This window comes from Mycobacterium sp. (assembly GCF_002863225.1).
In the GTDB taxonomy this organism is placed as follows: Bacteria; Actinomycetota; Actinomycetes; order Mycobacteriales; family Mycobacteriaceae; genus Mycobacterium.
This window is the reverse complement of sequence record NZ_PKEK01000090.1, coordinates 69,943-95,172: the sequence shown is the minus strand read 5'-3', so window position 1 is coordinate 95,172 and position 25,230 is coordinate 69,943. Positions and strand designations below refer to the sequence as shown.

21 protein-coding genes are annotated in these 25,230 nt (G+C 66.8%); 11 read left to right on the top strand and 10 right to left on the bottom strand.

Annotated features, from left to right (window positions below):
* Nucleotides 1-45: 45 nt before the first annotated feature.
* On the bottom strand, nt 46-561 hold the full coding sequence (locus CYU59_RS25675; protein WP_293004103.1) for a DUF302 domain-containing protein: 516 nt from the start codon (nt 559-561) through the stop codon (nt 46-48).
* 83 nt (nt 562-644) lie between these two features.
* Here CYU59_RS25675 and CYU59_RS25670 point away from each other — a divergent pair, with 83 nt between their 5' ends.
* From CYU59_RS25670 to CYU59_RS25650, 5 genes are all read left to right on the top strand, one after another.
* Complete coding sequence (locus CYU59_RS25670; protein ID WP_293004102.1) at nt 645-1,154, top strand: helix-turn-helix domain-containing protein; 510 nt, start codon at nt 645-647, stop codon at nt 1,152-1,154.
* 94 nt (nt 1,155-1,248) lie between these two features.
* Nucleotides 1,249-1,545 carry a hypothetical protein gene (locus tag CYU59_RS25665; protein WP_293004101.1) on the top strand — a complete coding sequence of 99 codons (297 nt, stop codon included), beginning with the start codon at nt 1,249-1,251 and terminating at the stop codon, nt 1,543-1,545.
* Nucleotides 1,546-1,622: 77 nt separating this feature from the next.
* On the top strand, nt 1,623-2,453 hold the full coding sequence (locus CYU59_RS25660) for a hypothetical protein (protein ID WP_293004100.1): 831 nt from the start codon (nt 1,623-1,625) through the stop codon (nt 2,451-2,453).
* Between the two features lie 43 nt (nt 2,454-2,496).
* Nucleotides 2,497-4,416: a fumarate reductase/succinate dehydrogenase flavoprotein subunit gene (locus CYU59_RS25655; RefSeq protein ID WP_293004099.1), complete on the top strand. Its 1,920-nt coding sequence runs from the start codon at nt 2,497-2,499 to the stop codon at nt 4,414-4,416.
* A gap of 51 nt (nt 4,417-4,467) precedes the next feature.
* On the top strand, nt 4,468-5,214 hold the full coding sequence (locus tag CYU59_RS25650; RefSeq protein WP_293004098.1) for a succinate dehydrogenase/fumarate reductase iron-sulfur subunit: 747 nt from the start codon (nt 4,468-4,470) through the stop codon (nt 5,212-5,214).
* A gap of 57 nt (nt 5,215-5,271) precedes the next feature.
* Here CYU59_RS25650 and CYU59_RS25645 read toward each other — a convergent pair whose 3' ends face one another.
* Both CYU59_RS25645 and CYU59_RS25640 read right to left on the bottom strand, forming a co-directional pair.
* The gene (locus CYU59_RS25645) at nt 5,272-5,760 is read right to left on the bottom strand and encodes a flavin reductase family protein (RefSeq protein WP_293004097.1); all 489 of its coding nucleotides are present in this window, start codon (nt 5,758-5,760) and stop codon (nt 5,272-5,274) included.
* Between the two features lie 40 nt (nt 5,761-5,800).
* Entirely contained in the window at nt 5,801-6,805 is a 1,005-nt protein-coding gene (locus CYU59_RS25640) for a 2-oxoglutarate and iron-dependent oxygenase domain-containing protein (protein ID WP_293004130.1), read from the bottom strand.
* Nucleotides 6,806-7,002: 197 nt separating this feature from the next.
* On the opposite strand from CYU59_RS25640, the gene CYU59_RS25635 reads away from it, so the two are divergent.
* The gene (locus CYU59_RS25635) at nt 7,003-8,838 is read left to right on the top strand and encodes an acyl-CoA dehydrogenase (protein WP_293004096.1); all 1,836 of its coding nucleotides are present in this window, start codon (nt 7,003-7,005) and stop codon (nt 8,836-8,838) included.
* 276 nt (nt 8,839-9,114) lie between these two features.
* Here CYU59_RS25635 and CYU59_RS25630 read toward each other — a convergent pair whose 3' ends face one another.
* Entirely contained in the window at nt 9,115-10,461 is a 1,347-nt protein-coding gene (locus CYU59_RS25630; RefSeq protein ID WP_293004095.1) for an acetyl-CoA C-acetyltransferase, read from the bottom strand.
* A 121-nt stretch (nt 10,462-10,582) separates the two neighbouring features.
* Between CYU59_RS25630 and CYU59_RS25625 the strand changes: the two genes are divergently transcribed.
* A complete protein-coding gene (locus CYU59_RS25625; RefSeq protein ID WP_293004094.1) occupies nt 10,583-11,935 on the top strand; it encodes a 3-oxoacyl-ACP reductase in 1,353 nt (450 codons plus the stop codon).
* 47 nt (nt 11,936-11,982) lie between these two features.
* Nucleotides 11,983-12,831 (top strand): MaoC/PaaZ C-terminal domain-containing protein, encoded by an 849-nt coding sequence (locus tag CYU59_RS25620; protein ID WP_293004093.1) that lies wholly within the window; start codon nt 11,983-11,985, stop codon nt 12,829-12,831.
* On the opposite strand, the gene CYU59_RS25615 is transcribed toward CYU59_RS25620, so the two are convergent.
* From CYU59_RS25615 to CYU59_RS25605, 3 genes are all read right to left on the bottom strand, one after another.
* A complete protein-coding gene (locus CYU59_RS25615; RefSeq protein ID WP_293004092.1) occupies nt 12,828-14,051 on the bottom strand; it encodes a chloride channel protein in 1,224 nt (407 codons plus the stop codon). The genes CYU59_RS25620 and CYU59_RS25615 overlap by 4 nt on opposite strands.
* A 4-nt stretch (nt 14,052-14,055) precedes the next feature.
* The gene (locus CYU59_RS25610; protein ID WP_293004091.1) at nt 14,056-14,685 is read right to left on the bottom strand and encodes a TetR/AcrR family transcriptional regulator; all 630 of its coding nucleotides are present in this window, start codon (nt 14,683-14,685) and stop codon (nt 14,056-14,058) included.
* Between the two features lie 61 nt (nt 14,686-14,746).
* Nucleotides 14,747-15,859 carry a glycoside hydrolase family 3 N-terminal domain-containing protein gene (locus CYU59_RS25605; RefSeq protein WP_293004129.1) on the bottom strand — a complete coding sequence of 371 codons (1,113 nt, stop codon included), beginning with the start codon at nt 15,857-15,859 and terminating at the stop codon, nt 14,747-14,749.
* 125 nt (nt 15,860-15,984) lie between these two features.
* Here CYU59_RS25605 and CYU59_RS25600 point away from each other — a divergent pair, with 125 nt between their 5' ends.
* A complete protein-coding gene (locus CYU59_RS25600) occupies nt 15,985-16,158 on the top strand; it encodes a DUF2613 domain-containing protein (RefSeq protein WP_067342410.1) in 174 nt (57 codons plus the stop codon).
* Nucleotides 16,159-16,273: 115 nt separating this feature from the next.
* On the top strand, nt 16,274-20,461 hold the full coding sequence (locus CYU59_RS25595; protein WP_293004128.1) for an alpha-(1->3)-arabinofuranosyltransferase: 4,188 nt from the start codon (nt 16,274-16,276) through the stop codon (nt 20,459-20,461).
* On the opposite strand, the gene CYU59_RS25590 is transcribed toward CYU59_RS25595, so the two are convergent.
* Nucleotides 20,404-22,050 (bottom strand): acetolactate synthase large subunit, encoded by a 1,647-nt coding sequence (locus CYU59_RS25590; protein ID WP_293004090.1) that lies wholly within the window; start codon nt 22,048-22,050, stop codon nt 20,404-20,406. The genes CYU59_RS25595 and CYU59_RS25590 overlap by 58 nt on opposite strands.
* Before the next feature lie 83 nt (nt 22,051-22,133).
* Here CYU59_RS25590 and CYU59_RS25585 point away from each other — a divergent pair, with 83 nt between their 5' ends.
* Nucleotides 22,134-23,510 (top strand): NADP-dependent succinic semialdehyde dehydrogenase, encoded by a 1,377-nt coding sequence (locus tag CYU59_RS25585; RefSeq protein WP_293004089.1) that lies wholly within the window; start codon nt 22,134-22,136, stop codon nt 23,508-23,510.
* A gap of 86 nt (nt 23,511-23,596) precedes the next feature.
* Here the strand turns inward: CYU59_RS25585 and CYU59_RS25580 are convergent, their stop codons facing one another.
* On the bottom strand, nt 23,597-24,532 hold the full coding sequence (locus tag CYU59_RS25580) for a R2-like ligand-binding oxidase (protein ID WP_293004088.1): 936 nt from the start codon (nt 24,530-24,532) through the stop codon (nt 23,597-23,599).
* 9 nt (nt 24,533-24,541) lie between these two features.
* Nucleotides 24,542-25,216 carry a TetR/AcrR family transcriptional regulator gene (locus CYU59_RS25575; protein WP_293004087.1) on the bottom strand — a complete coding sequence of 225 codons (675 nt, stop codon included), beginning with the start codon at nt 25,214-25,216 and terminating at the stop codon, nt 24,542-24,544.
* Nucleotides 25,217-25,230: the final 14 nt, after the last annotated feature.

Here is a 25,230-nt window from a genome sequence, read left to right as displayed (position 1 = left end):
ATAGCCGGATCCGCTGGGGCGCAAAGGCTCCGCCGGATTCTCGCATCAGGCGAACGCGTCCCCGACGTCGACTCCGACGACCCGCAGCAGATTCGCCACTTTGCGATCGAGATCCAGCCCCACCTTGGCCACGTCGGCGATGCCGAGACTGCCGAACGCCGGACCGGGCTGGTCCATCGTGAACACCGCGTTGCCGTCGGCGTCTCCGTGCACCAGCATGCGCAGCGGCGCGTAGAGCATCGCCTTCGGATCGTGGCGGAACATCGTCTCGGCGATCACGTGGTTGCCGATCAGGTACTCGACCGCCGGCGTGTGATGCCCGGCGATGGCGAAATAGGTGCGGGCGTCGATCTTGGCGTACGTCATCAGATCGTTCGGTGCGTTCTTGGCCGCGGCGGCAAGTACGTCGTCCCAATCTCCGCCTTCGGCGGCAATGCGTTGCAACGCTGTCTGGTCGACCGGGGGTGCGGCCTCCTCCAACGCGGCGATGAACTGCTCGAACGGAATTCCGGTGTTGATGTCGACGCGGGTCATGCCGTGCGGCTCGCGATGAAAGCTCATACCCTGCACCTCTCCATGGTTCATTGACCGAACTAAAGACAGCATATGGTTCATTGAACGAACCTGCAAGCTATGATGGCCTGGTGGCCCTGCCCCGCGAATACACCTCCGAGGTGTGCCCCATCGCCCGATCGCTGGAGATCGTCGGCGAGCGATGGACCTTGCTGCTGATCCGCGACTCGTTCTACGGGGTCCGCCGATTCAGTGACTTCCGCGCCCACCTGGGCATACCGAAAGCCGTTCTGGCCGAACGGCTTTCCTTACTCGTTGAGGAAGGCGTGCTCGCCAAGTCGAAAGTGGGCGGCGAATACACGCTGACGCCCAAGGGGCTGCGACTGTGGCCGACCATCTGGTCGCTGCTCAGCTGGGGGAACGAGAACTACATCGACCAACCGAATCAACGCAGCTACCGGCACGCGGAATGCGGCGGCACCATCGGCCCCGACCAGGTGTGCGGAGAGTGTGGCCGGACCCCCGACGCCGCCGACCTGGTCCTGCACCCGCCGCGGCGGCCGCGCGATCACCGAAGCGATCCGGTCAGCCTCGTGCTGCGCAAGCCGCACCGACTCCTGGATCCGATCGACGCGGGATAGCCGTCACACGTGATCTGTCTCACGCCGCGGCCGTTCGCTCGATAGTATGAAAGTCGCATGTGACCCATGACACCTTCGCCTCCAGGGAGATCCGTTGTCCTCCACGTCCGAACTGGCCGAACTGCACGACCTGATCGGCGGCCTGCGGCGGTGCGTCGGCTCGCTCAAAGCGCGTTACGGCGACAGCCCCGCGATGCGTCGCATCGTCATCGACGCAGACCGCATTCTCGGTGACGTCGAATTACTTGACACCGATGTTTCCGAATTCGATTTAACTCGGGCCGCAGTGCATCAATCCAGCGAAAAGATCACCATTCCCGACACCGATTACGACCGCGACTTTTGGCGCGACGTAGACCAAGAAGGAGTCGGTGGTCACAACCGCGCCTAATTTCAAGCCCCGCCGAGAATCTTTGGGGCATCCCTGGGTACTCTTCGATCAACAGCCCGTTCGAAGAGGAACAATTGATGAGCGCACCCACGGCGAACCATCCTGCGTCAGGTGTTTTTTCACCTACGCGCGCCCGCATCCAACTACGGACGCTCCGCACTGACCGGTGGTGGCTGTCGCCTCTTCGGATCGATTTGGGCTTCGCCGCATTCATCATCTACGCGACATTGCGCTCATTTCAGCAGGACCACTACTTCGTCGCGAAGTACCACTACCTGACGCCGTTCTACTCGCCGTGTGTCAGCCGGGGCTGCATCAAGGAAGCCAGCGACTTCTGGCCGCAGATCCTGCCCGACGTGTGGTGGCTGCCGTACGCGGCGCTGACGCTGCCGTTCCTGCTGCTGTTCCGGCTGACCTGCTACTACTACCGCGGCGCCTACTACCGCACGGTCTGGCAGTCACCCACCGCCTGCGGTGTGGCAGAGCCCCGCGTGCACTACACCGGTGAGACCAAGTTCCCGCTGATCGTCCAGAACACCCACCGGTACTTCTTCTACGCCGCCGGTCTGATCTCGATCATCAACACCTTCGACGCGATCGTCGCCTTCCACTCCGACTCGGGCCCCGGCGGTTTTGGCTTCGGCCTGGGCAACGTGATCCTGCTCGGCAACGTGATCATGCTCTGGGTGTACACGCTGTCCTGCCACTCGTGCCGGCACGTCACCGGCGGGCGGCTCAAGCACTTCTCCAAACACCCTGTGCGGTATTGGATCTGGACTCAGGTGAGCCACCTCAACACCCGGCACAAGCTGTACGCCTGGATCACGTTGGGCACGCTGATGCTCACCGATGCCTACGTCGCGCTGGTTGCCAGCGGCACGATCTCCGACCTGAGGTTTGTTGGCTGAGAAGCCATTTCACGATTTCTACAGAGTTGAGCGAGGTTTTCAAATGACTGAGGTCGAACGGCACTCTTACGACGTTGTTGTCATCGGTGCCGGGGGCGCGGGTCTGCGCGCGGTCATCGAGGCGCGGGAACGCGGCCTCAAGGTCGCCGTGGTGTCCAAGTCACTGTTCGGTAAGGCCCACACGGTGATGGCCGAGGGCGGCTGCGCGGCGGCGATGGGTAACACCAACCCGAAAGACAACTGGAAAACCCACTTCGGCGACACCATGCGTGGCGGGAAGTTCCTGAACAACTGGCGGATGGCCGAGCTGCACGCCAAGGAAGCGCCCGACCGGGTCTGGGAGCTGGAGACCTACGGCGCGCTGTTCGACCGCCTCAAGGACGGCAAGATCAGCCAGCGCAACTTCGGCGGGCACACCTACCCGCGGCTGGCCCACGTCGGTGACCGCACCGGCTTGGAGCTGATCCGCACCATGCAGCAGAAGATCGTCTCGCTGCAGCAGGAAGACCACGCCGAGCTCGGCGACTACGAAGCCCGGATCCGGGTGTTCGCCGAGACCACGATCACCGAACTGATCAAGGACGGCGACGCGATCTCCGGAGCCTTCGGCTACGTGCGCGAGACCGGCAAGTTCATCTTGTTCGAGGCCCCCGCGGTCGTGTTGGCCACCGGCGGTATCGGCAAATCGTTCAAGGTCACCTCGAACTCCTGGGAGTACACCGGTGACGGCCACGCGCTCGCACTGCGTGCCGGCGCGACGCTGATCAACATGGAGTTCGTCCAGTTCCACCCGACCGGCATGGTCTGGCCGCCCAGCGTGAAGGGCATCCTGGTCACCGAGGGTGTACGCGGCGACGGCGGCGTGCTGAAGAACTCCGACGACACCCGGTTCATGTTCGGTTACATCCCGGCGGTGTTCAAAGGCCAGTACGCCGAGAGCGAGCAAGAGGCCGATGACTGGCTCAAGGACAACGACTCGGCCCGTCGCACGCCGGACCTGCTGCCCCGCGACGAGGTGGCCCGGGCGATCAACTCCGAGGTCAAGGCCGGCCGCGGCACCCCGCACGGCGGCGTCTACCTCGACATCGCCTCGCGGCTGACGCCCGACCAGATCAAGAAGCGGCTCCCGTCGATGTATCACCAGTTCAAGGAGCTGGCCGGCGTCGACATCACCAAGGAGCCGATGGAAGTCGGACCGACCTGCCACTACGTGATGGGCGGCGTCGAGGTGGACGCCGACTCCGGCGCCGCCACCGTTCCGGGGCTGTTCGCCGCGGGCGAATGCTCCGGCGGAATGCACGGCTCGAACCGGTTGGGCGGCAACTCGCTGAGCGACCTGCTGGTCTTCGGTCGCCGGGCCGGTCTGGGCGCGTCCGACTACGTACGGGCGTTGAGCAACCGTCCGAAGGTTTCCGAAGACGCCGTCGAGACGGCGGCGAAGCGGGCCCTCGCCCCCTTCGAGACGCCGACCAACGGAACCGCCGCGGAGAACCCCTACACGTTGCAGCTGGAGCTGCAGCAGTCGATGAACGACCTGGTGGGGATCATCCGCAAGTCCGAAGAGATCACCGAGGCCCTTGGTCGGCTCGACCAGCTTCGCGAGCGGTTCAAGCACCTGCACGTCGACGGTGGCCGCGCGTACAACCCGGGCTGGAACCTGGCCCTCGACCTGCGCAACCTGTTGCTGGTCAGCGAGTGCGTGGCCAAGGCGGCGCTGGAGCGCACCGAGAGCCGTGGCGGTCACACCCGAGACGATCACCCCGGGATGGACTCGTCGTGGCGCAAGGTGCTGCTGGTGTGCAGCGCCTCCGGCGACGACCCGATCGTCCCCGACGTCACGGTCACCCGCAAAGACCAGACCCCGATGCGGCCCGACCTGCTCGAGGCGTTCGAGATCTCGGAATTGGAGAAGTACTACACCGAGGAAGAGCTGGCCGACCACCCAGGACGGACAGGCTTGTGAGCCTCGCGCTGACGACGATGCAAAGCGAAGCGATGAGAAGGAGCAGCGCTCATGACTTATGACGCAACCCTGCGGGTGTGGCGCGGCGACGACGACGGCGGTGACCTCCAGGACTTCACCGTCGAGGTCAACGAGGGCGAAGTGGTGCTCGACATCATCCACCGCCTGCAGCAGACGCAGACGCCGGACCTGGCGGTGCGGTGGAACTGCAAGGCGGGCAAGTGTGGTTCGTGCTCAGCCGAGGTCAACGGCAAGCCGCGGCTGATGTGCATGACGCGGATGTCGACCTTCGGCGAGGACGAGGTGGTCACCGTGACACCGATCCGCACCTTCCCGATCATCCGCGACCTGGTGACCGACGTGTCCTTCAACTACGAGAAGGCCAGGGAGATCCCGTCATTCACGCCGCCGAAGGATCTGCAGCCCGGTGAGTACCGCATGCAGCAGCAGGATGTCGAGCGTTCCCAGGAGTTCCGTAAGTGCATCGAGTGCTTCCTGTGCAACAACGTCTGTCACGTGATCCGTGACCACGAAGAGAACAAAGAGAACTTCGCCGGTCCGCGCTTCCTGATGCGGATCTCGGAGTTGGAGATGCACCCGCTGGACACTCGCGACCGGCGCGACGAGGCCCAGGAGCAACACGGGCTCGGTTACTGCAACATCACCAAGTGCTGCACCGAAGTCTGCCCTGAGGGCATCAAGATCACTGACAACGCGCTGATCCCGATGAAGGAGCGCGTGGCCGACCGCAAGTACGACCCCGTCGTCTGGCTGGGGAACAAGCTCTTCCGACGCTGAGCCGCGGGCTCGGCCGGCGTCTCCGGCCGGCCGCGCGGATGCCTGCCCCTCGGCGGGTTATACGCCGAGGCGGCGAAAAGCGCTGCGGTGGAACACAATCGGCGCGATGTCCGGGTCCACCCGGACGTCGCTGACCCGCAGCACGACGATCGTGTGGTCGCCGGCCGGGATCAGTTGCTCGATCGCGGTCTCCATCCACAGGCTGGTGCCGTGGATGAACACCGCACCGCTGCTGTAGGACTCGGTCTCCAAGTCGGCGAATCGATCGCCGGTCTTGGCTGCCAGTGACCGTGCGGCGCGGTCATGGGACTCGCCCAGCACGCTGATGCCCAGCGCGCGAACGTCCTTGAGCTTGGGCCAGGTCGTCGAGGTGTTCTGCACGCAGAACGACACCAGCGGCGGCTCCAGCGACACTGGGACGAACGTGCTGGCCGCGAGGCCTTCCCGGACCCCGTCGATTTCGGCGGCGATGGCGATGATGCCGGACGGGAAATGGCCGAAGGCCTCGCGCAGGGAGGTGGGCGTCAGCTTGTCAGGTGTATTCACCGGGCTTCACTCGCGTCGACGGGATTTTCACCTGACGACCCTACCCGCCGGGCGTTACAACTTCCGCGCTGCCCGTCACGTAACCATGGGCCGCGGCGACGTCCGGATGGGCCCGCAGCCTGCTCTTCCAGGCGTTGCGCCCGTAGACCGGGTGGATCGGGTCCGATGGGTCTGCCCGCGGTTGCGCCCGTCGCGCGAGGTCACCCGGCAGCGTCAGCCTCGGTATCTGCGCGTCGAGTCGTGGATTGAAGAAGTACGGCACCGAGATCCGGTCAGACTCCTCCAGCAGGTTCACCCGGTGCTCGGTCGCCCGCAGGTAACCGCCGGTCGCCAATTCCAGCAGTTCACCGATGTTGACGATGAAAGCGCCGTCCAGTGCGGGAACGTCGATCCAGTCGCCGTTCCGTCCGCGCACCTGCAACCCCGCGCTGCCCGGCTCGGCGAGCAGCAGCGTCAACACCCCGGAGTCCCGGTGCGCGCCGACACCCTGCGGGGTGGCGGCGGTGGCCGGATAGTGCACGACCTTGATCAGCGTCGCCGGCGCCGTCTCGAATGCGGCGTCGAACACGTCCGAGGGACTGCCCAGCGCCGCCGCCCAGTGCCGCAGCAGAGCGCGGGAAACCGCGGCGAGCGCCGCATCCCACTCCGCGATCACGCCCGGCAACTCCGGCAGACCCGCCGGCCATTGGTTGGGTCCCTGCAGCCAGAGGTAATCCGGCTTGCCCGCACCGCCGATCGGCTCACGCTCCGGGCCGATGTCAATCTGCTCGCGCCAGTCCACCTCGCCCCGGGTCAGCTCACCGCCCAACCGGGTGTAACCGCGGAAGTGTGGACTGCGGACCATCGCGACCTCGTCCTTGGCGGACTGTGGCAGCGCGAACAACTGCCGGGCCGCGGCCAGCATCCGGCGGGTCAGCGACGGCGGCACCTGGTGCCCGGTCAGATAGAAGAATCCGACCTCGTGAGCCACCTCCCGCAGGCGCTTTCTCAATTGGTCAGTGGGGTGGCGCAGGTCGACTTCCGGCAGCGCGGTGACCGCGGGCACAGTTGGCACGTTTCCATCATCACCGCAGCTAGGCGGGTATGCCACCGTCTCGATCCGGATGAAGCCAACTGGTTGGTTGATATTTAGCTCACAGTCGGTTGCGCTCGGTTACCGGGGGGTATAACTTAGGCACGTTACTGGTGGGTAACTTAGCCCGAGTACCCAACCTAGGTGGCGTTCTCATCGAGGAGGAACTAGTGAGCCACTACAAGAGCAATGTCCGGGACCAGGTATTCAACCTGTTCGAAGTCCTAGGCGTTGACAAGACATTCGGCGAAGGCGATTACAGCGACCTGGATGCCGATACCGCCCGCGAAATGCTGACGGAGATGAGCCGACTGGCCGAAGGGCCCGTCGCTGACTCCTTCGTCGAGGGCGACCGCAACCCGCCGGTTTTCGACCCCGAGACCCACACGGTGACCCTGCCGGAGAGCTTCAAGGCCTCGGTGCACGCGGTCATCGAAGCAGGATGGGACAAGGTCGGTCTGGACGAGGCACTCGGCGGGATGCCGATGCCCAAGGCGATGCTGTGGGCTCTGCACGAGCACCTGCTCGGCGCCAACCCGGCCGTTTGGATGTACGCCGGCGGCGCGGGCTTCGCGCAGATCTTCTACAACCTGGCCACCGAAGAGCAGAAGAAGTGGGCCATCATCGCCGCCGAGCGCGGCTGGGGCTCGACCATGGTGCTCACCGAGCCGGACGCCGGCTCCGACGTCGGCGCCGGTCGCACCAAGGCCGTCCAGCAGGACGACGGCTCGTGGCACATCGACGGCGTGAAGCGGTTCATCACCTCGGGTGACTCGGACGACATGTTCGAGAACATCTTCCACCTGGTGCTGGCCCGTCCCGAGGGCGCCGGTCCCGGCACCAAGGGTCTGTCGCTGTTCTTCGTGCCGAAGTTCCTGTTCGACTTCGAAACCGGCGAGCTCGGCGAGCGCAACGGCGTCTTCGTCACCAACGTCGAACACAAGATGGGCCTCAAGGTCTCCGCGACGTGCGAGTTGACCTTCGGTCAGCACGACGTGCCGGCCAAGGGCTGGCTGGTGGGCGAGGTGCACAACGGCATCGCGCAGATGTTCGAGGTCATCGAGAACGCGCGGATGCTGGTCGGCACCAAGGCCATCGCCACGCTGTCGACCGGTTACCTGAACGCGCTGGCTTACGCCAAGGAGCGGGTGCAGGGCGCCGACCTGACTCAGATGACCGACAAGACCGCTCCGCGGGTGACTATCACCCACCACCCGGACGTGCGTCGCAGCCTGATGACCCAGAAGGCCTACGCCGAGGGTCTGCGTGCGCTGTACCTCTACACCGCGACCTACCAGGACTCGGCGGTAGCCAAGACACTGCACGGTGTGGACGCGGACCTGGCGGTCAAGGTCAACGACCTGATGCTGCCGATCGTCAAGGGTGTCGGCTCGGAGCAGGCTTACGCCAAGCTCACCGAGAGCCTGCAGACCTTCGGCGGATCCGGCTTCCTGCAGGACTACCCGATCGAGCAGTACATCCGTGACGCCAAGATCGACTCGCTCTACGAAGGCACCACGGCCATCCAGGCGCAGGACTTCTTCTTCCGGAAGATCGTCCGCGACAAGGGTGTGGCGCTGGGCCACGTGGCCGGCGAGATCGAGGAGTTCATCAAGAACGAGTCCGGCAACGGTCGCCTCAAGGGCGAGCGGGCGCTTCTCGCGACCGCGTTGGCCGACGTCCAGGCGATGGCCTCGACGTTGACCGGCTACTTGATGGCCGCGCAGGAAGACATCTCGAGCATCTACAAGGTCGGCCTGGGCTCGGTTCGCTTCCTGATGAGCGTCGGTGACCTGGTGCTCGGCTGGTTGCTGCAGCGTCAGGCCGCGGTGGCCCTGGAGGCTCTGGACGCCGGCGTCAGCGACGCCGATCGCGCCTTCTACGAAGGCAAGATCGCCGTGGCGTCGTTCTTCGCGAAGAACTTCCTGCCGCTGCTGACCAGCACCCGCACGGTGTTGGAGACGCTCGACAACGAGGTCATGGAGCTCGACGAAGCTTCGTTCTGACCTTCGCGATCACCAGAACTGCGAAATCCCCCGCTCTCGAGAGAGACGGGGGATTTTGCTGTGCCGGCGAGACAACTCGCGATGGGGGCCGCCGGGAGATCCCCTCATTCCGTCGGCGGCCCCGGTCTCGACCGCAGGCCCGGCGACAGGCCTGTGGCCGATGTCGGGGAAGCCCCGCGCTGCCATCGGGTCGGGGGTCGGACGACAACACGGAGCTATCCGATAATTCGGCTACCCGAGCGCTGACGTGGTTAAACGGGGACCCAGCCGCGCAGATCAGGCTTCCAGGATGGCTGCGACGCCCTGACCGCCGGCCGCGCAGATCGAGATCAGGCCACGCACCGGCTTGCCGCCATTCTTGGATTTGGCCTCATGTAGCTGCTTGGCCAGTTGCGCCAGGATCCGACCGCCGGTTGCGGCGAACGGATGCCCGGCCGCCAGCGACGATCCGTTGACGTTCAGCTTGGACTTGTCGATCGAGCCCAGAGCGGAGTCCAGGCCGAGCCGCTCCTTGCAGTACTCCTCGGACTCCCAGGCCTGCAGGTGGGCCAGCACCACCGAGGCGAAAGCCTCGTGGATCTCGTAGAAGTCGAAGTCCTGCAGGGTGAGCCCATTGCGGGCCAGCAGCCGCGGTACGGCGTAGGTCGGGGCCATCAGCAGGCCGTCGGCGCCGTTGACGTAGTCGACCGATGCCGTCTCCGCATCCACCCAGTAGGCCAGCGGGGTCAGCGAGCGCTCGGCGGCCCACTCCTCGGTGGACAGCAGCGCCACCGAGGCGCCGTCGGTCAGCGGGGTCGAGTTACCCGCGGTCATGGTCGCGTCGCCGGCCTTCACGCCGAACACCGGCTTGAGCTTGGCCAGCTTCTCCGCCGACGAGTCCGCCCGCAGGTTGTCGTCGCGGTAGAGGCCCAGGAACGGGGTGATCAGGTCGTCGAAGAAACCGCGGTCATAGGCCGCCGCCATGTTGCGGTGGCTGGCCGCGGACAGCTCGTCCTGGTCGACCCGTTTGATGCCCATCTGCTTGGCGGTGACCGCCTGATGCTCACCCATCGACAGCCCGGTGCGCGGCTCGCTGTTGACCGGGATCTCGACGCCGAGGCTGGCCGGCAGCTTGCCGACCAGCTTGAGCCGGTCGACGTTGGACTTGGCCCGGCGCAGCCCGAGCAGGGTGTGACGGAGGTTGTTGCCCAGGGCGATCGGCGCGTCGGAGGTGGTGTCGACTCCGCCCGCCGCCGCCGACTCGTACCGGCCGGCAGCGATGCCGTCGGCGGCGGCGATGGCCGCCTGCAACCCGGTGCCGCACGCTTGCTGCAGGTCGAAGGCCGGGGTGTAGGACGACAACGCGGAACCGAGCACGGATTCGCGCATCAGGTTGAAGTCACGGCTGTGCTTGAGCACGGCACCGCCGATGACCGCCCCCAGTCGCTCGCCCGACAGGCCGAACCGGTCGACCAGCCCGCCGAGGGCGGCGGTGAACATGTCCTGGTTGGAGGCCTGGGCGTAGGCGCGGTCCGAGCGCGCGAACGGGATCCGGTTGCCACCCAGTACCGCAACGCGTCGTTTGGCGACGGTCGCCTGGGAACTAGCAGTGGAGCCTTCAGCTGGAGTGCTTTCAGTAGGCACGCTTATCTCCGTCAATCGATGGTTATCCGGTGTTGGGAGCCATACTACCCACTGTTCTTACTCTGGAGTAAGTTAGCTCTCGACTAACGTACAGATACCCGACACCATGGAAGGCAACCTAGTGGCAGCCGATTTATTCTCCCAAGTCGTCAACTCCGGGCCCGGTGCGTTTCTCGCCAAGCAACTCGGCGTACCGCAGCCCGAGAAGCTGCGACGGTATCGGGTCGGTGAGCCGCCTCTGGCCGGGTCGCTGCTGATCGGCGGTGAGGGCCGGGTCGTCGAGCCGCTGCGGGCGGCGCTGGATGCCGACTACGAGGTGGTGGGCGCGAATCTCGGCGGGCGCTGGGCGGATTCCTTCGGCGGACTGGTGTTCGACGCCACCGGCATCACCAACCCGACCAAGTTGACGGCGCTGCACGAGTTCTTCACCCCGCTGTTGCGCAACCTCGGCCACTCCGGTCGCATCGTCGTCATCGGCACCACCCCCGACAAAGCCGAGAACAGCGACGAGCAGATCGCGCAACGCTCGCTCGAAGGCTTCACCCGCTCGCTGGGCAAAGAGTTGCAGCGCGGTGCCACCGTGTCGCTGGTGTACCTGTCCCCTGACGCCAAACCGGCCGCGACCGGCATCGAGTCGACGCTCCGCTTCCTGCTCTCGGCCAAGTCGGCCTACGTCGACGGCCAGGTCTTCTACGTCGGCGCCGCCGACTCCACACCGCCGAAAGACTGGGACAAGCCACTGGACGGCAAGGTCGCCGTGGTGACCGGCGCAGCCCGCGGTATCGGCGCCACGATCGCCGAGGTGTTCGCACGTGACGGCGCGCGCGTCGTGGCGATCGACGTGGAATCCGCCGCGGAGCCGCTGGCCGAGACGGCCACCAGGATCGGCGGCACCGCGCTGGCGCTCGACGTCACCGCCCCCGACGCGGTCGAGAAGATCACCGAGCATCTGCGCGACCACTACAACGGCCACGCCGACATCCTGGTCAACAACGCCGGGATCACCCGCGACAAGCTGCTGGCCAACATGGACGACGCTCGGTGGAACTCTGTGCTGGCCGTCAACCTGCTTGCGCCGCAACGTCTTACCGAAGGTCTGGTCGACAACGGCAGCATCGGAGAAGGCGGCCGGGTGATCGGTCTGTCGTCGATGGCGGGCATCGCGGGCAACCGCGGGCAGACCAACTACGCCACCACCAAGGCCGGCATGATCGGGCTCACCCAGGCGCTCGCGCCAAAGCTGGCCGAGAAGGGCGTCACGATCAACGCGATCGCTCCTGGCTTCATCGAGACCAAGATGACGGAGGCGATCCCGCTGGCCACCCGCGAGGTTGGCCGTCGACTCAACTCGCTGTACCAGGGCGGTCAACCGGTCGACGTCGCCGAGGCGATCGCCTACTTCGCCAGCCCGGCGTCGAACGCGGTGACTGGCAACACGATTCGGGTGTGCGGCCAAGCCATGTTGGGAGCGTAACGCGCCGATGACGAAGCAGAGCACAGCGATGACGAGGAGCGGCGCGGATGGCTGACGTGCAACCGAGCGGGCTGAGGAACATGCTGCGAGCGGCGGCCGGTGCGCTGCCGTTCGTGCCACGCGGCAGCCACCTGCCGGATCGGACCGTGACGGTCGACGAGTTGCCCATCGACCGCGCGAACGTGGCCGAGTACGCGGAGGTCACCGGCCTTCGCTACGGCGATTCGGTCCCTTTGACATATCCGTTCGCGCTGGCTTTCCCGGCCGTGATGTCGCTGGTGTCTGGCTTCGACTTCCCCTTTGCCGCAATGGGATCCGTGCATCTGGAGAACGAGATCACCCAGCACCGACCGATTCGGGTGACCGACACGATCGGTATCGCGGTCCACGCCGAAAATCTGCGGGAACATCGCAAGGGCCTACTGGTCGACGTCCTCACCGATATCAGCGTGGGCAACGAGGTGGCCTGGCATCAGGTCACGACCTTCCTGCACCAGCAACGCACCAGCCTGTCCGGCGAGCCGAAGCCGCCACCGCAGAAGCAACCCAAATTGCCCGCCCCCAAAGCGATCCTGCGGGTCAGCCCCGGTCAGATTCGCCGCTACGCATCGGTGGGCGGTGATCACAACCCGATCCACACCAGCTCTGTGGGCGCCAAGCTGTTCGGATTTCCCACTGCCATCGCGCATGGAATGTTCAGCGCGGCAGCGGTATTGGCGAACCTGGAGGCCAGCCTCCCTGATGCGGTGACATATTCGGTGCGGTTCGGCAAGCCGCTGCTGCTGCCGGCCAGCGCTGGGTTGTACGTCGATCAGGGCCAGAACGGTTGGGACATCAGCCTTCGCAACATCGCCAAGGGTTATCCCTACCTGACGGGCACAGTGCGGGCGCTTTAGCGGCTGCGCTGCACCAGTAGCCGCAGTCCGTGGGCGCTCGAGGCGGCGGTCAAGAACACCGCCAACAGCCACAACGGCGGCCTGGCCAGTTCCCAGACGAAGATCGCCGCCCACAGTGGCGCGTTCTGGGTGATGGCCAGCACGCCGGCCGAGCCGGCCAGGGCGACGGCCGGCACGTGGAACTGGGTGCCGGCGACGGCGTTGATGGTCAGCACGAGGATCGTGCCGGCCGCCGCGCCGGTCGCCAGCGCCGGCGTGAACAGACCACCCCTGGCGCCGACGCGTAGGAACGCGGCCGTCACAAGGAGTTTGAGGACCAGCACGATGGCCGCGGTGTTCAGCGTCATCCCGCCCGCCAAGATCACGTTGAGAATCGAGCGGCCGTTGCCGGGCAGCTCGGGCCACCAATGCGAGCACACACCGACCAGCAGCCCGGCGCCGGCGATCCCGGGTATCAGCAGCCACGACTTGGGCAGCTCGCGTTGCGCCGCCCAGCCCATGAGCCGGTTGAACACCAGCCCGACGCCCAGCGACAACGGGGCCAGCGCCACCGCGTACGCGACGAGAAAGTAGGACACATTCGGGTTGGGCCAGAGGAGGTTCGGTTTGTCGTGCGTGACGAACGACGACACCGAGACGGCCAGGCTCGAACTGATCAGCGCGGCACCGACCGCCCGCGGATGCCAGGACTTCAGCATGATCCGCAGGGTGAACACCGCACCGCCGAGCGGTACCGCGTACACCGCGCCCAGTCCGGCGCCGGCCGCGCATGCCAGCAGGATCTCGCGGTCGCGCTCGCTCAGCCGCTTGAGCCAACCGGTGACCAGATTGCTCAGTGCGACCGCGAATTGGCGTGGCGCCACCTCTCGGCCCAGCGAAGCACCGGAGCCGACGACCAGCACCTGCAGGGCGGCGTCGAAAGTGAAGGGCAACAAGCGGATACGCTCACGATGTGCGACGGCCGCGGCCAGCGGCGCCACCTCAGACCTCGACCGGAGGATCCACCAGCCCAGCCCGGCCAGACCACCGCCGAGCATCGGCCCGACGGCCTGACGGATGGGGCTGCTCGCGGTCACGCCCTCGAGCAACGATCCGAACGTGTAGTGGTAGGTGAGATGCTCGATGAAGCGCAGCAGCGTCGTCGTCGCCAACCCGGCGCAGCCGGCCAGCAGCCCGACGATCACAACGGCAGCCACGAAATCAGTGTTGCGGCTGCGCATTCGGTTAACCGGATTCGGCGAGGGGTTCGGCCGCGTCTTTGTCGGTCGGCTTGCCCTTGAGTCCGCGCCAGAACAGGTTGATCATCACGTCGGCCGCCCCGTCGACATCGGTGTCTCCGGTGCTCAGCCGGGTCGCGATCGCCTCACCCGCGCCCACCAACGCCGCCGCGATCATCTCGAAGTCGGTGTCCGGATCGGGGTTTCGAGTTCCCGCCTGCAGCACCCGGACCACCAGGGCGATGATGCGGTCACGGCCTTCGCGCACGGTGTGGGCGAACGCCTGCGAGTTGGTGGCCTGGGCGTACATCACGATCCACGACGCGCGGTTGGCATCGATGTAACGCATGAACGCCACGATTGTGTTGTGCAGCAAGTCTCTCGGGCTCTGATCGAGGTTGATGTCCTCGCGCACACCGTCGACGAATCGCGCCAGCTCGCGGTCCAGGCACGCGCCGAACAGTTCCTCTTTGGAGCCGTAATACAGGTAGAGCATCGGCTTGGAGATTTCGGCTTTGGCCGCGATCACGTCCATCGAGGTGTCGTGATACCCGTTGATGGAGAACATTTCGACGGCGGCGTCGAGCATCTGCTGTTCTCGGACAGCACGCGGCAATCGCTTGGTACCACCGGCCATGCTGTCCCCTTCTAGCTGCTTCGCCCGTTCAGACTAAGCAATCAGCGGGCGGGACGCCGAATTACGGTCCGCAGTCCGACTTGTGGCCTTTGAACTTCTCGATACGGCGAACCGAGTCGTCGACGTCGGACATCTTCAACTCTTTCGCGTCCAAGGCCTTTGCCAACCGGTCCAGCACCGCTGGCACCTCGTCGGTGGTGATCCACAGCGCAACGTCGGTGCCGGCCTGCAGGGTGCGCAGGACCGCTTCGGGCACGGTGTAGTGGTCCTTGATCGCGGCCATGCTGGACAGGTCGTCGCTGAATATCGGCCCGTCGAAGTGCGGTCCGTTGTATCCCGAGCCGGTGCGCAGCATCTGCACGGCGGCCCGGCTGACGCTGGCCGGTTCGTTGCCGGTCAGGTCTGGAACCTGCAGGTGACCGACCATCGCGCCCTGCTTGTCCAGGGCGGTCAGCAACACCCGGTAGGGCACCAGGTCGTCGTCCTGCAACTGGGCCAGCGGCGGCGTCACGATCACCGAGCCGGTGTGCGAGTCGCCCGATCCGTGGCCGTGACCAGGGAAATGCTTGAGCACAGGCAGTATTTCGGCGTCGTGCAGGCCTCGGGCATACTGCCGGGCATATTCGACGACCTTCTCCGGGTCCCCGGCGAAGGACCGGTCGCCGATCACCGTGTCGTCAGGGGCATCGGTGACGTCGACGTCCGGCGCGAAGTCGACGGTGATGCCGAGGCCGCGCATCCGGTGGCCCCGGTCCAGGGCCATGCCGTAGACCTGCTCTGGCGTGTACTTCTTGGCCAGCTCGCGCGCCGACGGCGCCGGCCCGATCAGCTTGGACAGCCGCGCCACCCGGCCGCCCTCCTCGTCGACGCTGACCGCCACCGGCAGCGCGGTGTTCACGCTCAGGTCCCTGACCAGATTGGGTCCCAGCATCGACATGTCGGTCCAGCTACCGATGAAGATGCCGCCGACGTGGTACGTCGTCACCACTGCCTTGGCGTCGGCGCCATCGCGAACGCCCACCATCAGCAGCTGCGATAGCTTCTCGCGGGCCGGCAGCGAGGCCGGGTCCCCGCATGCCGGCTTGGCCGGCGGCAGCGCGCTGATTGTCGGCGACGACGACGGGGCGGGCCCGGACTTCTGCGACGAATGGCTACAACCGGTGATCAGCGTCATGACGGCGACAGGCACGGCCAGGAGGCGTGGCAAACCCATCAGGCCATGCTGTCATGCGCGCGACCCGGTGGGACGCCCGGCGACCTCGAGGGCGGCGACCTCGCGCTCTGCTAGGTTGGTCAGCGATGAACCGGTTTGTCGCGCCCGCCGCCGCCAGTGTCGTGGTCGGCCTGTTGCTGGGGGCGGCCGCGATCTTCGGGATCACGCTGATGGTGCAGCAGGACACCAAGCCACCGCTGCCCGGAGGTGACCCGCAGTCGTCGGTGCTCAACCGGGTCGAGTACGGCAACCGCAGCTAGCCTGGCCCAGGTCAGCGTGCGGGCCGATGCCGGGCCCGGTGAGCAGCCGGGCAACCAAGCCGAGCCGTCCGGCGGTCCTTTGTCTCGACGCTGGCTGTGGCTTGTCGCGGCGGTCATGCTGGCGCTGAGCTTCGGCTCGGAACCCGGCCGGATCTCCCCGGACACCAAGCTCGACCTCACCGCCAACCCGCTGCGTTTTCTGCACCGGGCCACCAACCTGTGGAACAGCGAGCTGCCCTTCGGGCAGGCGCAGAATCAGGCCTACGGCTACCTCTTTCCGCATGGCACCTTCTTTCTGATCGGTCATCTGGCGGGGCTGCCGGGCTGGGTCACCCAGCGGCTGTGGTGGGCGCTGCTGCTGACCGTCGGCTTCTGGGGATTGCTCCGGGTCGCCGAGGCACTGGGTATCGGCAGCCCGGCGTCGAGGGTGATCGCGGCCACGGCGTTCGCGCTGTCGCCGCGGGTGCTGACCACCGTGGGTTCCATCTCGTCGGAGACCCTGCCGATCATGTTGGCGCCCTGGGTGTTGCTGCCGACGATCCTGGCGCTGCGGCAGGACGGGCGCTCGGTGCGCCGGCTGGCCGGCCAGGCCGGGGTGGCCGTCGCGCTGATGGGCGCCGTCAATGCGATCGCGACGCTGGCCGGCTGCCTGCCCGCGGTGCTGTGGTGGGCTAGCCACCGGCCCAACCGCCGCTGGTGGCGCTACACGGCGTGGTCGTTGCTGGCCACCGCACTGGCTGTGACGTGGTGGCTGGTGGCGCTGATTCTGATGGCCCGGATCAGCCCGCCGTTCCTGGATTTCATCGAGTCGTCCGGTGTCACGACGCAGTGGTCGTCGGTGGTCGAGGTGCTGCGTGGCACCGACAGCTGGACACCGTTCGTGGCGCCCAACGCCACCGCGGGCGCACCGCTGGTCACCGGATCCGTCGCGATTCTGGCGACCTGCCTGGTGGCGGCGGCCGGTCTGGCCGGGCTCGCGATGACCGGCATGCCCGCGCGCGGCCGGCTGGTGACGATGCTGCTGGTCGGCATGGTCCTGCTGGGCGTCGGATACAGCGGTGGACTGGGTTCGCCGGTGGCACACCAGGTTCAGGCATTCCTGGACGCGGCCGGCGCACCCGTTCGCAATGTGCACAAGCTGGAGTCGCTGATCCGCATCCCCGTCGTGTTGGGTCTGGCGCAGCTGCTGGGCCGGGTCCCGCTGCCCGGTAGCGCACCAAAGGCGTTGTGGGTGAGCGCATTTGCCCACCCGGAACGCGACAGGCGGGTCGCGGTGGGGATCGTGGTGTTGACGGCGTTGATGGCCGGCACCTCGCTGGCGTGGACCGGGCGATTGTCCGCACCGGGCACCTTCACGGCGATACCGCGATACTGGCAGGAGACGGCGGATTGGCTGACCGTCCACAACAGCGGCACTCCGACGCCCGGCCGGGTCCTGGTGGTGCCCGGCGCGCCGTTCGCCACCCAGTTGTGGGGCACCAGCCACGACGAGCCGCTGCAGGTGCTCGGCGAGAGTCCCTGGGGGGTGCGCGATTCGATTCCGTTGACTCCGCCGCAGACGATTCGTGCGCTGGACTCGGTACAGCGCCTGTTCGCCGCCGGGACACCGTCGGCCGGGCTTGCCGATACGCTTGTTGGACAGGGTATTTCGTACCTGGTGGTGCGCAACGACCTGGATCCCGACACCTCGCGGTCGGCCCGCCCGATCCTGGTGCACCGGGCGATCACGGGCTCACCGAGGCTGCAGAAGGTCGCCGAATTCGGCGCGCCGGTCGGATCCGACCCGATGACGGGATTCGTCTCCGACAGCGGCCTGCGCCCGCGGTACCCCGCCGTCGAGATCTACCGCGTCACCGCGGGCGCCCGCAATCCCGCCGCTCCGTACCTCGCCGAGGTCGAGCAGATGCCGCGCGTGGACGGCGGCCCCGAGGCGCTGCTGCGCCTCGACGGACGTCGCCGGCTGACCGGGCAGCCCGCGCTCGGTCCGGCCCTGCTGACCGCCGACGCCGTGGCGGCCGGCCTGCCGGTGCCGGTGGTCACGGTCACCGACACCCCGTTGGCGCGGGAGGTCGATTACGGCCGGGTGGACGAGCATTCGTCGGCGATCCGAGCGCAGGGCGACACCCGGCACACCTTCAACCGGGTGCCGGACTATCCGAGCCCCGGTGCCGACACCGTCTACGGCGCCTGGAGCGGTGGCCGGTTGACGGCGTCGAGCTCGTCGTCGGATTCGACGGCTCTGCCCGACGTGGCCACCGCGGCATCACCGGCCGCAGCCATCGACGCCGATTCGGCGACCGCCTGGGTGTCCAACGCGCTGCAATCCGCTGTCGGGCAATGGCTTCAGGTCGACTTCGACCAGCCGGTGACCAACAGCGTCATCACCATCACCCCCAGCGCAACCACCGTCGGAGCCCAGGTCCGCCGTGTCGAGATCGAAACCGTCACCGGTACAACGACTCTGCGCTTCGACGAGGCCGGCAAACCGGTCACCGCAGCACTGCCCTACGGCGAGACCCCGTGGGTCCGGATCACCGCGATCGGGACCGACGATGGATCACCGGGCGTGCAGTTCGCCATCACCGACTTGTCGATCACCCAGTACGACGCGAAGGGCTTCGCGCACCCGATCAACATCCGGCACACCGCGCTGGTGCCCGGCGCTCCCCCGAATGCTGCTGTCGCACAATGGGACCTGGGATCCGAACCGCTGGGTCGGCCGGGTTGCGCGCCGGGACTGACCGGCATGCAGTGCGCGCCGTCGATGGCGTTGGCGACCGAAACACCCGCCACCTTCAGCCGCACCTTGACCGTGCCCACGCCTATGCAGGTGACGCCGACGATCTGGGTGCGGGCACGCCAGGGGCCGAACCTGGCCGAGCTGATCGCCGAACCGGACACCACGCAGGCCCATGGAGACGCCGATTCGGTCGACGTGCTCGGCGCGGCCTACGCCGCCACCGACGGCGACCCGGCCACCGCCTGGACGGCACCGCAGCGCGTGGTGCAGCACAGGACGGCGCCGACGCTCACCGTCACCCTGCCCCGGCCCACCGAGGTGACCGGCCTGCGACTGACCCCCAGCTCCTCCCCGGTGCCCGCCCACCCGACGATGGTGGCCGTCGACCTCGGCGACGGCCCGCAGGTCCGAACACTGGAAACGTCTGGGCCACAAACTCTTTCACTTCATCCGCGGCAGACCGACACCGTCACGATCAGCCTGCTCGACTGGAAAGACGTCATCGACCGCACCGCGTTGGGGTTCGACCAGCTCAAACCACCCGGCCTGGCCGAAGTCTCAGTGCTCGACGGCCGGGGCGAGCCGATTGCGGCGGCCGACGCACGTCGCAACCGGGACCGTCCGGTCACCGTCGACTGCGAGCACGGCCCGGTCATCGCGATCGCCGGCCGATTCGTGCACACCGAGGTGCACACGACAGTGGGTGCGCTGCTGGCCGGCACCCCGGTGAGCGCCCACCCGTGCGACCGCGATCCGCTCACGTTACCCGCAGGTCAGCAGGAGCTGGTGGTCAGCCCCGGGTCGCAATTCGTCGTCGACGGCGCGCAGCTCGCCGGTCCGGCGGCCGTACCGTCGGCCGGCGCCACCCCCGCGGAGACCGGCTCGTGGACCCCGGCCCGCCGCGAGGTGCGGGTCGCGGCGGCCGTGACGCCGAGGGTGTTGGTCGTGCCGGAGAGCATCAACGCCGGCTGGGTGGCCCGCACCGACGCCGGAACCCGCCTGACGGCGTTGGCGGTCAACGGGTGGCAGCAGGCCTGGGTCGTACCCCCCGGGACGACGGGCACGATCACCTTGACCTTTGCGCCGAATTCGCTGTACCGGGTGGGATTGGCCGGTGGGCTGGCGCTGCTACCGCTGCTGGCCGCGCTGGCCTGGTGGCCGTCGCGGCGGCGCAGCACCGACCCTGCCGCGCTGCCCTGGCACGCCGGACCGTGGGTCGCGGCGCCGGTCCTGGCAGCCGGCTTTGCCATAGCCGGATGGGCGGGCCTGGTGATCTTCGGTGCCGCGTTGGGTCTGCGATGGGTGCTGCGCGATCGTCCACTGCGACGCGACCAGGCCACGCTGTGGCTGAGCGCCGGTGGCCTGATCCTGGCCGGCGCGGCGCTCTCGCGCCACCCGTGGCGGTCGGTCGACGGATACGCCGGCCATTCCGCCGGAGTGCAGCTGCTGGCCCTGACTTCCCTTGCCGCGCTGGCCGTCTCGACCGTGACGCGCAACGGACCGCGTCAGAGCGACTCGTCGAGCTCGCCGAGCCGGTCGGTCAGCCGCAGGTTATCGGAGTAGTCCACCGGGCAGCAGATCAACGACACCCCGTCATCGGCCAGCGCGGCCTGCAGCGTCGGCAGCAATTCATCGGCGTTGGAGATCCGATAGCCCTTGGCTCCAAAGCTTTCCGCATATTTCACGATGTCGGGATTGCCGAACTTGACGTAGTGGTGCTCACCGAGTTCGAGGTCCATCTTCCACTCGATCAAGCCGTAGCCGCCGTCTTCCCAGATCAGCACCACCAGCGGGATCTTCTCCCGGACAGCGGTCTCGATCTCCTGCGAGTTCATCAGGAAGGCGCCGTCACCGGCCACCGCCAGCACCTTCGAGTCCGGCTGCGCCAGTTTGACCCCCATCGCACCGGGCAGCGCAAAGCTCATGGTGGACAGCCCATTCGAGATCAGGCAGGTGTTGCGCTCGTAAGTCGGGTAGAGCCGGGCCATCCACATCTTGGTGGCGCCGGTGTCGACCAGCACCACGTCGCTGCGATCCAGTGCGGCGCGGGTGTCGGCGACCACCCGGGCGGGCGCCAGCGGGAATCGCGAATCCTGTTGTCCGCGGCTGAATTCCTCGCTGAGCAGACCGGCACCCGGAATCTCCGGGTCGGCGACGAAGACGTGATCGTCGAGCGCTTCGGTGACCGCGTCGAGTGAGGCGCTGATGTCGCCGATGATGCCGACAGCGACCGAGTAGTGCGCGTCGACTTCGGCGGGGAATCGGTGGATGTGGATGATCTTCTTGTCGGCCTTCGGATTGATCCGCACCGGGTCGAACTCCTGCAGCTCGTAGCCGACCGCGATCACGACGTCGGCGTTGTCGAACCCGAAGTTCACGTAGTCGTGGCGCATGAACCCCAGCGCCCCGATGCTGTTGGGGTGGTCGTCGGGCATGACGCCCTTGCCGTGGAACGTGTTGGCCACCGGGACGCCGAACTTCTCGGAGAATCGCACCAGGGCCTCGGTCGCATTGGAGCGGGCGGCGCCATGCCCGGCCAGCAACACCGGCCGCTTCGCCTCGCGCAGGATGTCGACGGCGCGGGCCACCTGACGGAAGGCCGGCGCCTCGGCGTGAACGACGTTGCGCGGCAACGGCCCCAGCTCGTAGTCGGCTTCGTCGGCGTCGATGTGCTCGGGCACCGCGAGATACACCGCGGCGGGGCGCTCGGTCTCGGCCAGCTTGAATGCTTTGCGGACCATCTCCGGTATCGCCTGCGCGGTCGGGATGTCGGCGGCCCAGCGGGTGATCGGGGCGAACATCGACACCAGGTCGACGTACTGGTGTGACTCCTTGTACTCGCGGTTCTGACCGACCTGGGCGGAGATCGCGACCAGCGGGGTGCTGTTGGTGGTGGCGTCGGCGACACCGAGCTGCATGTTGATCGCACCCGGGCCCAGGGTGGCGGAGACCACCGCCGCACGCCCGGTGACCCGGCCGTACATCTCGGCCATGAACGACGCCGCCTGCTCGTGCCGGGTCAGGACATAGCGGATGCTCGACGATGCCAGGGCCTGCACGAAGCGGATGTTCTCTTCGCCCGGCAGTCCGAAGACCACCTCGACGCCCTCGTTTTCCAGGCACTTGACTATCAGCTCTGCGGCTTTGCTCATCGGCCTCTCCCTTGTTGGGAACGTTAGTGGCAGGCTAGGTGTTGAAAGGCTCAACAACTATTTCGCAACCGAAGGATGTCAGCGTGCCCATCGCCACCGTCAACCCGGCCACCGGCGAGACAGTCAAAACCTTCACCCCGGCTACCGACAGTGATGTGGAAGCAGCAATCGCCAAAGCCCACGAGCGATTCCTCGACTACCGTCACTCCACCACGTTTGCCCAGCGCGCCGAGTGGGCAAACGCGACCGCAGACCTGCTCGAGAAAGAAGCCGACGAAGTCGGCGCGCTGATGACCCTCGAGATGGGCAAGACGCTCAAGTCGGCGAAAGCCGAAGCAATCAAGTGCGCCAAGGGTTTTCGCTACTACGCGGAGAACGCCGAGAAGCTGTTGGCCGACGAGCCGGCCGAGGCGTCCAAGGTCGGCGCCAAACGGGCTTACACCCGGTGGCAGCCGCTCGGGGTGGTACTGGCCGTGATGCCGTGGAACTTCCCGCTCTGGCAGGCCGTGCGATTCGCCGCGCCCGCACTGATGGCGGGCAACGTCGGCCTGCTCAAGCACGCCTCCAACGTGCCGCAGTCGGCGCTGTATCTGGCCGACGTCATCGCCCGCGGCGGCTTTCCGGACGGCTGTTTCCAGACCCTGCTGGTGTCGTCCAGCGCGGTCGAGTCGATCCTGCGCGACCCGCGGGTCAAGGCGGCCACCCTCACCGGTAGCGAACCGGCCGGCCAGGCGGTTGCCGCCATCTGCGGTGACGAGATCAAGCCGAGCGTGATGGAACTCGGCGGCAGCGACCCGTTCATTGTGATGCCGTCGGTGGACCTCGACGAGGCGGTCAAGACCGCGGTCACCGCCCGGGTGCAGAACAATGGTCAATCCTGTATCGCCGCAAAGCGTTTCATCGTGCACACCGATGTCTATGACGCCTTCGTCGACAAGTTCGTCGAGAAGATGCAAGCGCTCAAGGTCGGCGACCCGACCGACCCGGACACCGACGTGGGTCCGCTGGCCACCGAGTCGGGCCGCGAAGAGATCGCCAAGCAGGTCGACGACGCCGTCGCCGCGGGCGCCAAGGTGCGCCTCGGTGGCACCAAGCCCGACCAGCCCGGCTGGTTCTACCCGCCGACCGTCGTCACCGAGATCACCAAGGACATGGCTCTCTACACCGAGGAGGTGTTCGGCCCGGTCGCCTCGATGTACCGCGCCTCGGACATCGACGAGGCGATCGAGATCGCCAACGCCACCACGTTCGGTCTCGGGTCCAACGCGTGGACCAACGACGTAGCCGAGCAGGAGCGGTTCATCGACGACATCGAGGCCGGCCAGGTCTTCATCAACGGGATGACGGTCTCCTACCCCGAGCTCGGCTTCGGCGGGGTCAAGCGTTCCGGCTACGGCCGCGAGCTGGCCGACCTGGGCATCCGGGCGTTCTGCAACGCCAAGACGGTGTGGGTCGGCTAGACACCACGGGGCGCCAGGCTCGTCGAGATCGACGGCAGCGCGGATCCTTCTCGGACGATCTCGCGCTGACGTCGATTTCGGCGCCGTCAGACAGCCGCCAGTGCCTTCTCGTCCTCGGCGGCGAAGGTGTCTTCCAGCTGGACCGGCGAGTAGTCGAGGTCTATCTCGCCGAGCGGACGGCCCCGCGCGCTGGAGATCGTGCCGAACCGGCGCATCCCCTTGTCCGCGGCGTACTGCATGAACTCGTCCTGGACCAGATCGAACGGCATCACGTCGAACAGCGCGAACCCCTGCACGGTGGCCTCCAGTGCCAGCGGCATCAACTCGTTCATCCGGTTCTCGAAGACCGCCCAGTTGGCGTCGTCGGCGGCGACGTGGCGACGGCAGGTGAAGGTGCCCCAGGCCATGTGCCGACGCTCGTCGTCGCCGATGCGACGCACCAATTCCTGCATGCCGGGCAGGATTCCGCGCGCCACGCAGATCTTGTGCCACGCGTAGTACCCGGTGAGCGCCAGCATTCCCTCGACAACGTGGTTGTAGGTGACCGACGCGCGGATCTGGGCCGCGGGTGAGGCGTCGGACGACAGAGCGTTGAGACAGTCCGGCAGTTCGTCGTAGAACATCGTGCGGTACGCCGGCAGGGGTTCCAGATAGCTCTGCAGGTCACCGGTCATTCCGACGGCGTCGAGCCAGAGCCGAAACACCTGGGTGTGCTTGGCCTCTTCGAACGCGAACTGGGTCAGGTACATCTCGTCGCCGAGGCGTCCCTCTTCGCGCATCGCGGACATGAACGGCTGGATGTCTTCGGTCACCGCTTCCTCGCCGGCGATGAACTGCGCGCACAACCGGGTGGCGAAATCGCGTTCGTCGTCGTCGAGCCGCTCCCAGTCGGCACGGTCGCGGGAGAAGTCGATGTCGGCGGGATTCCAGAATTTGGCGTTGCCTCCCGCGAACAGCTTGAGCGGCAGGCTGTCCCAGTTGAGACCGCCGGCGGACAGTGAGTTCGAACCGGTGCGTGTCATCAGACCTCCTCAGATCTTTTGTGGCTGAACATTTTTGTTGTTTACGGGCGCGAATGCGGCCGCGAGCACTGCAACCAGGCGACGGACCGCCAGCGCGGGCTGATCCGGGCTGGGGTCGTCGAGGCCGAGAATCGGGTCCAGGCCGCGTACGTACGGCGCGAGGGCCAGGTGGGGAAAGATCAACAGCAGCAACGACATCAACGCTTCGACGTCGGCGTCCTTGCGAAAATCGCCCCGCAGTTGGGCATCGCGGACCAGTGGTCGCAGCACCTCCAGGTAGTGGCGGTGGATGACGTTGCGCACGCTGACGCGGGCATCGGTGTCCACCTCGAGGGTCGCCGCCGCGTGCACGGCCCGTTCGTGCGGGTGATCGGCGAAGTACGCGATCCACACGTCGAGCCAGTCGGTCAGGAATTCGAAGAACGGCCGACTCGGGTCGAGCTGATCGATCTGCGCTTCCATGTGGGCCCGCACCCGCTGGCTCACGACGTCGGTGATGAATGCATAGAGGTCACGCTTGTCGGCAAAGTATTGGAACAGGCTGCCTTTGGCCACACCCGCCCGCCGGGCGATCACATTGAGGCTGCCGCCGGAGAAGCCGTGCGCACCGAACTCCGCCTCGGCGGCTTCGACGACGGCAGCGCGACGCGCGGGATCCACGCGAGCCCAGGTGACCGTCGGCATCAGCCCTCCTCCAC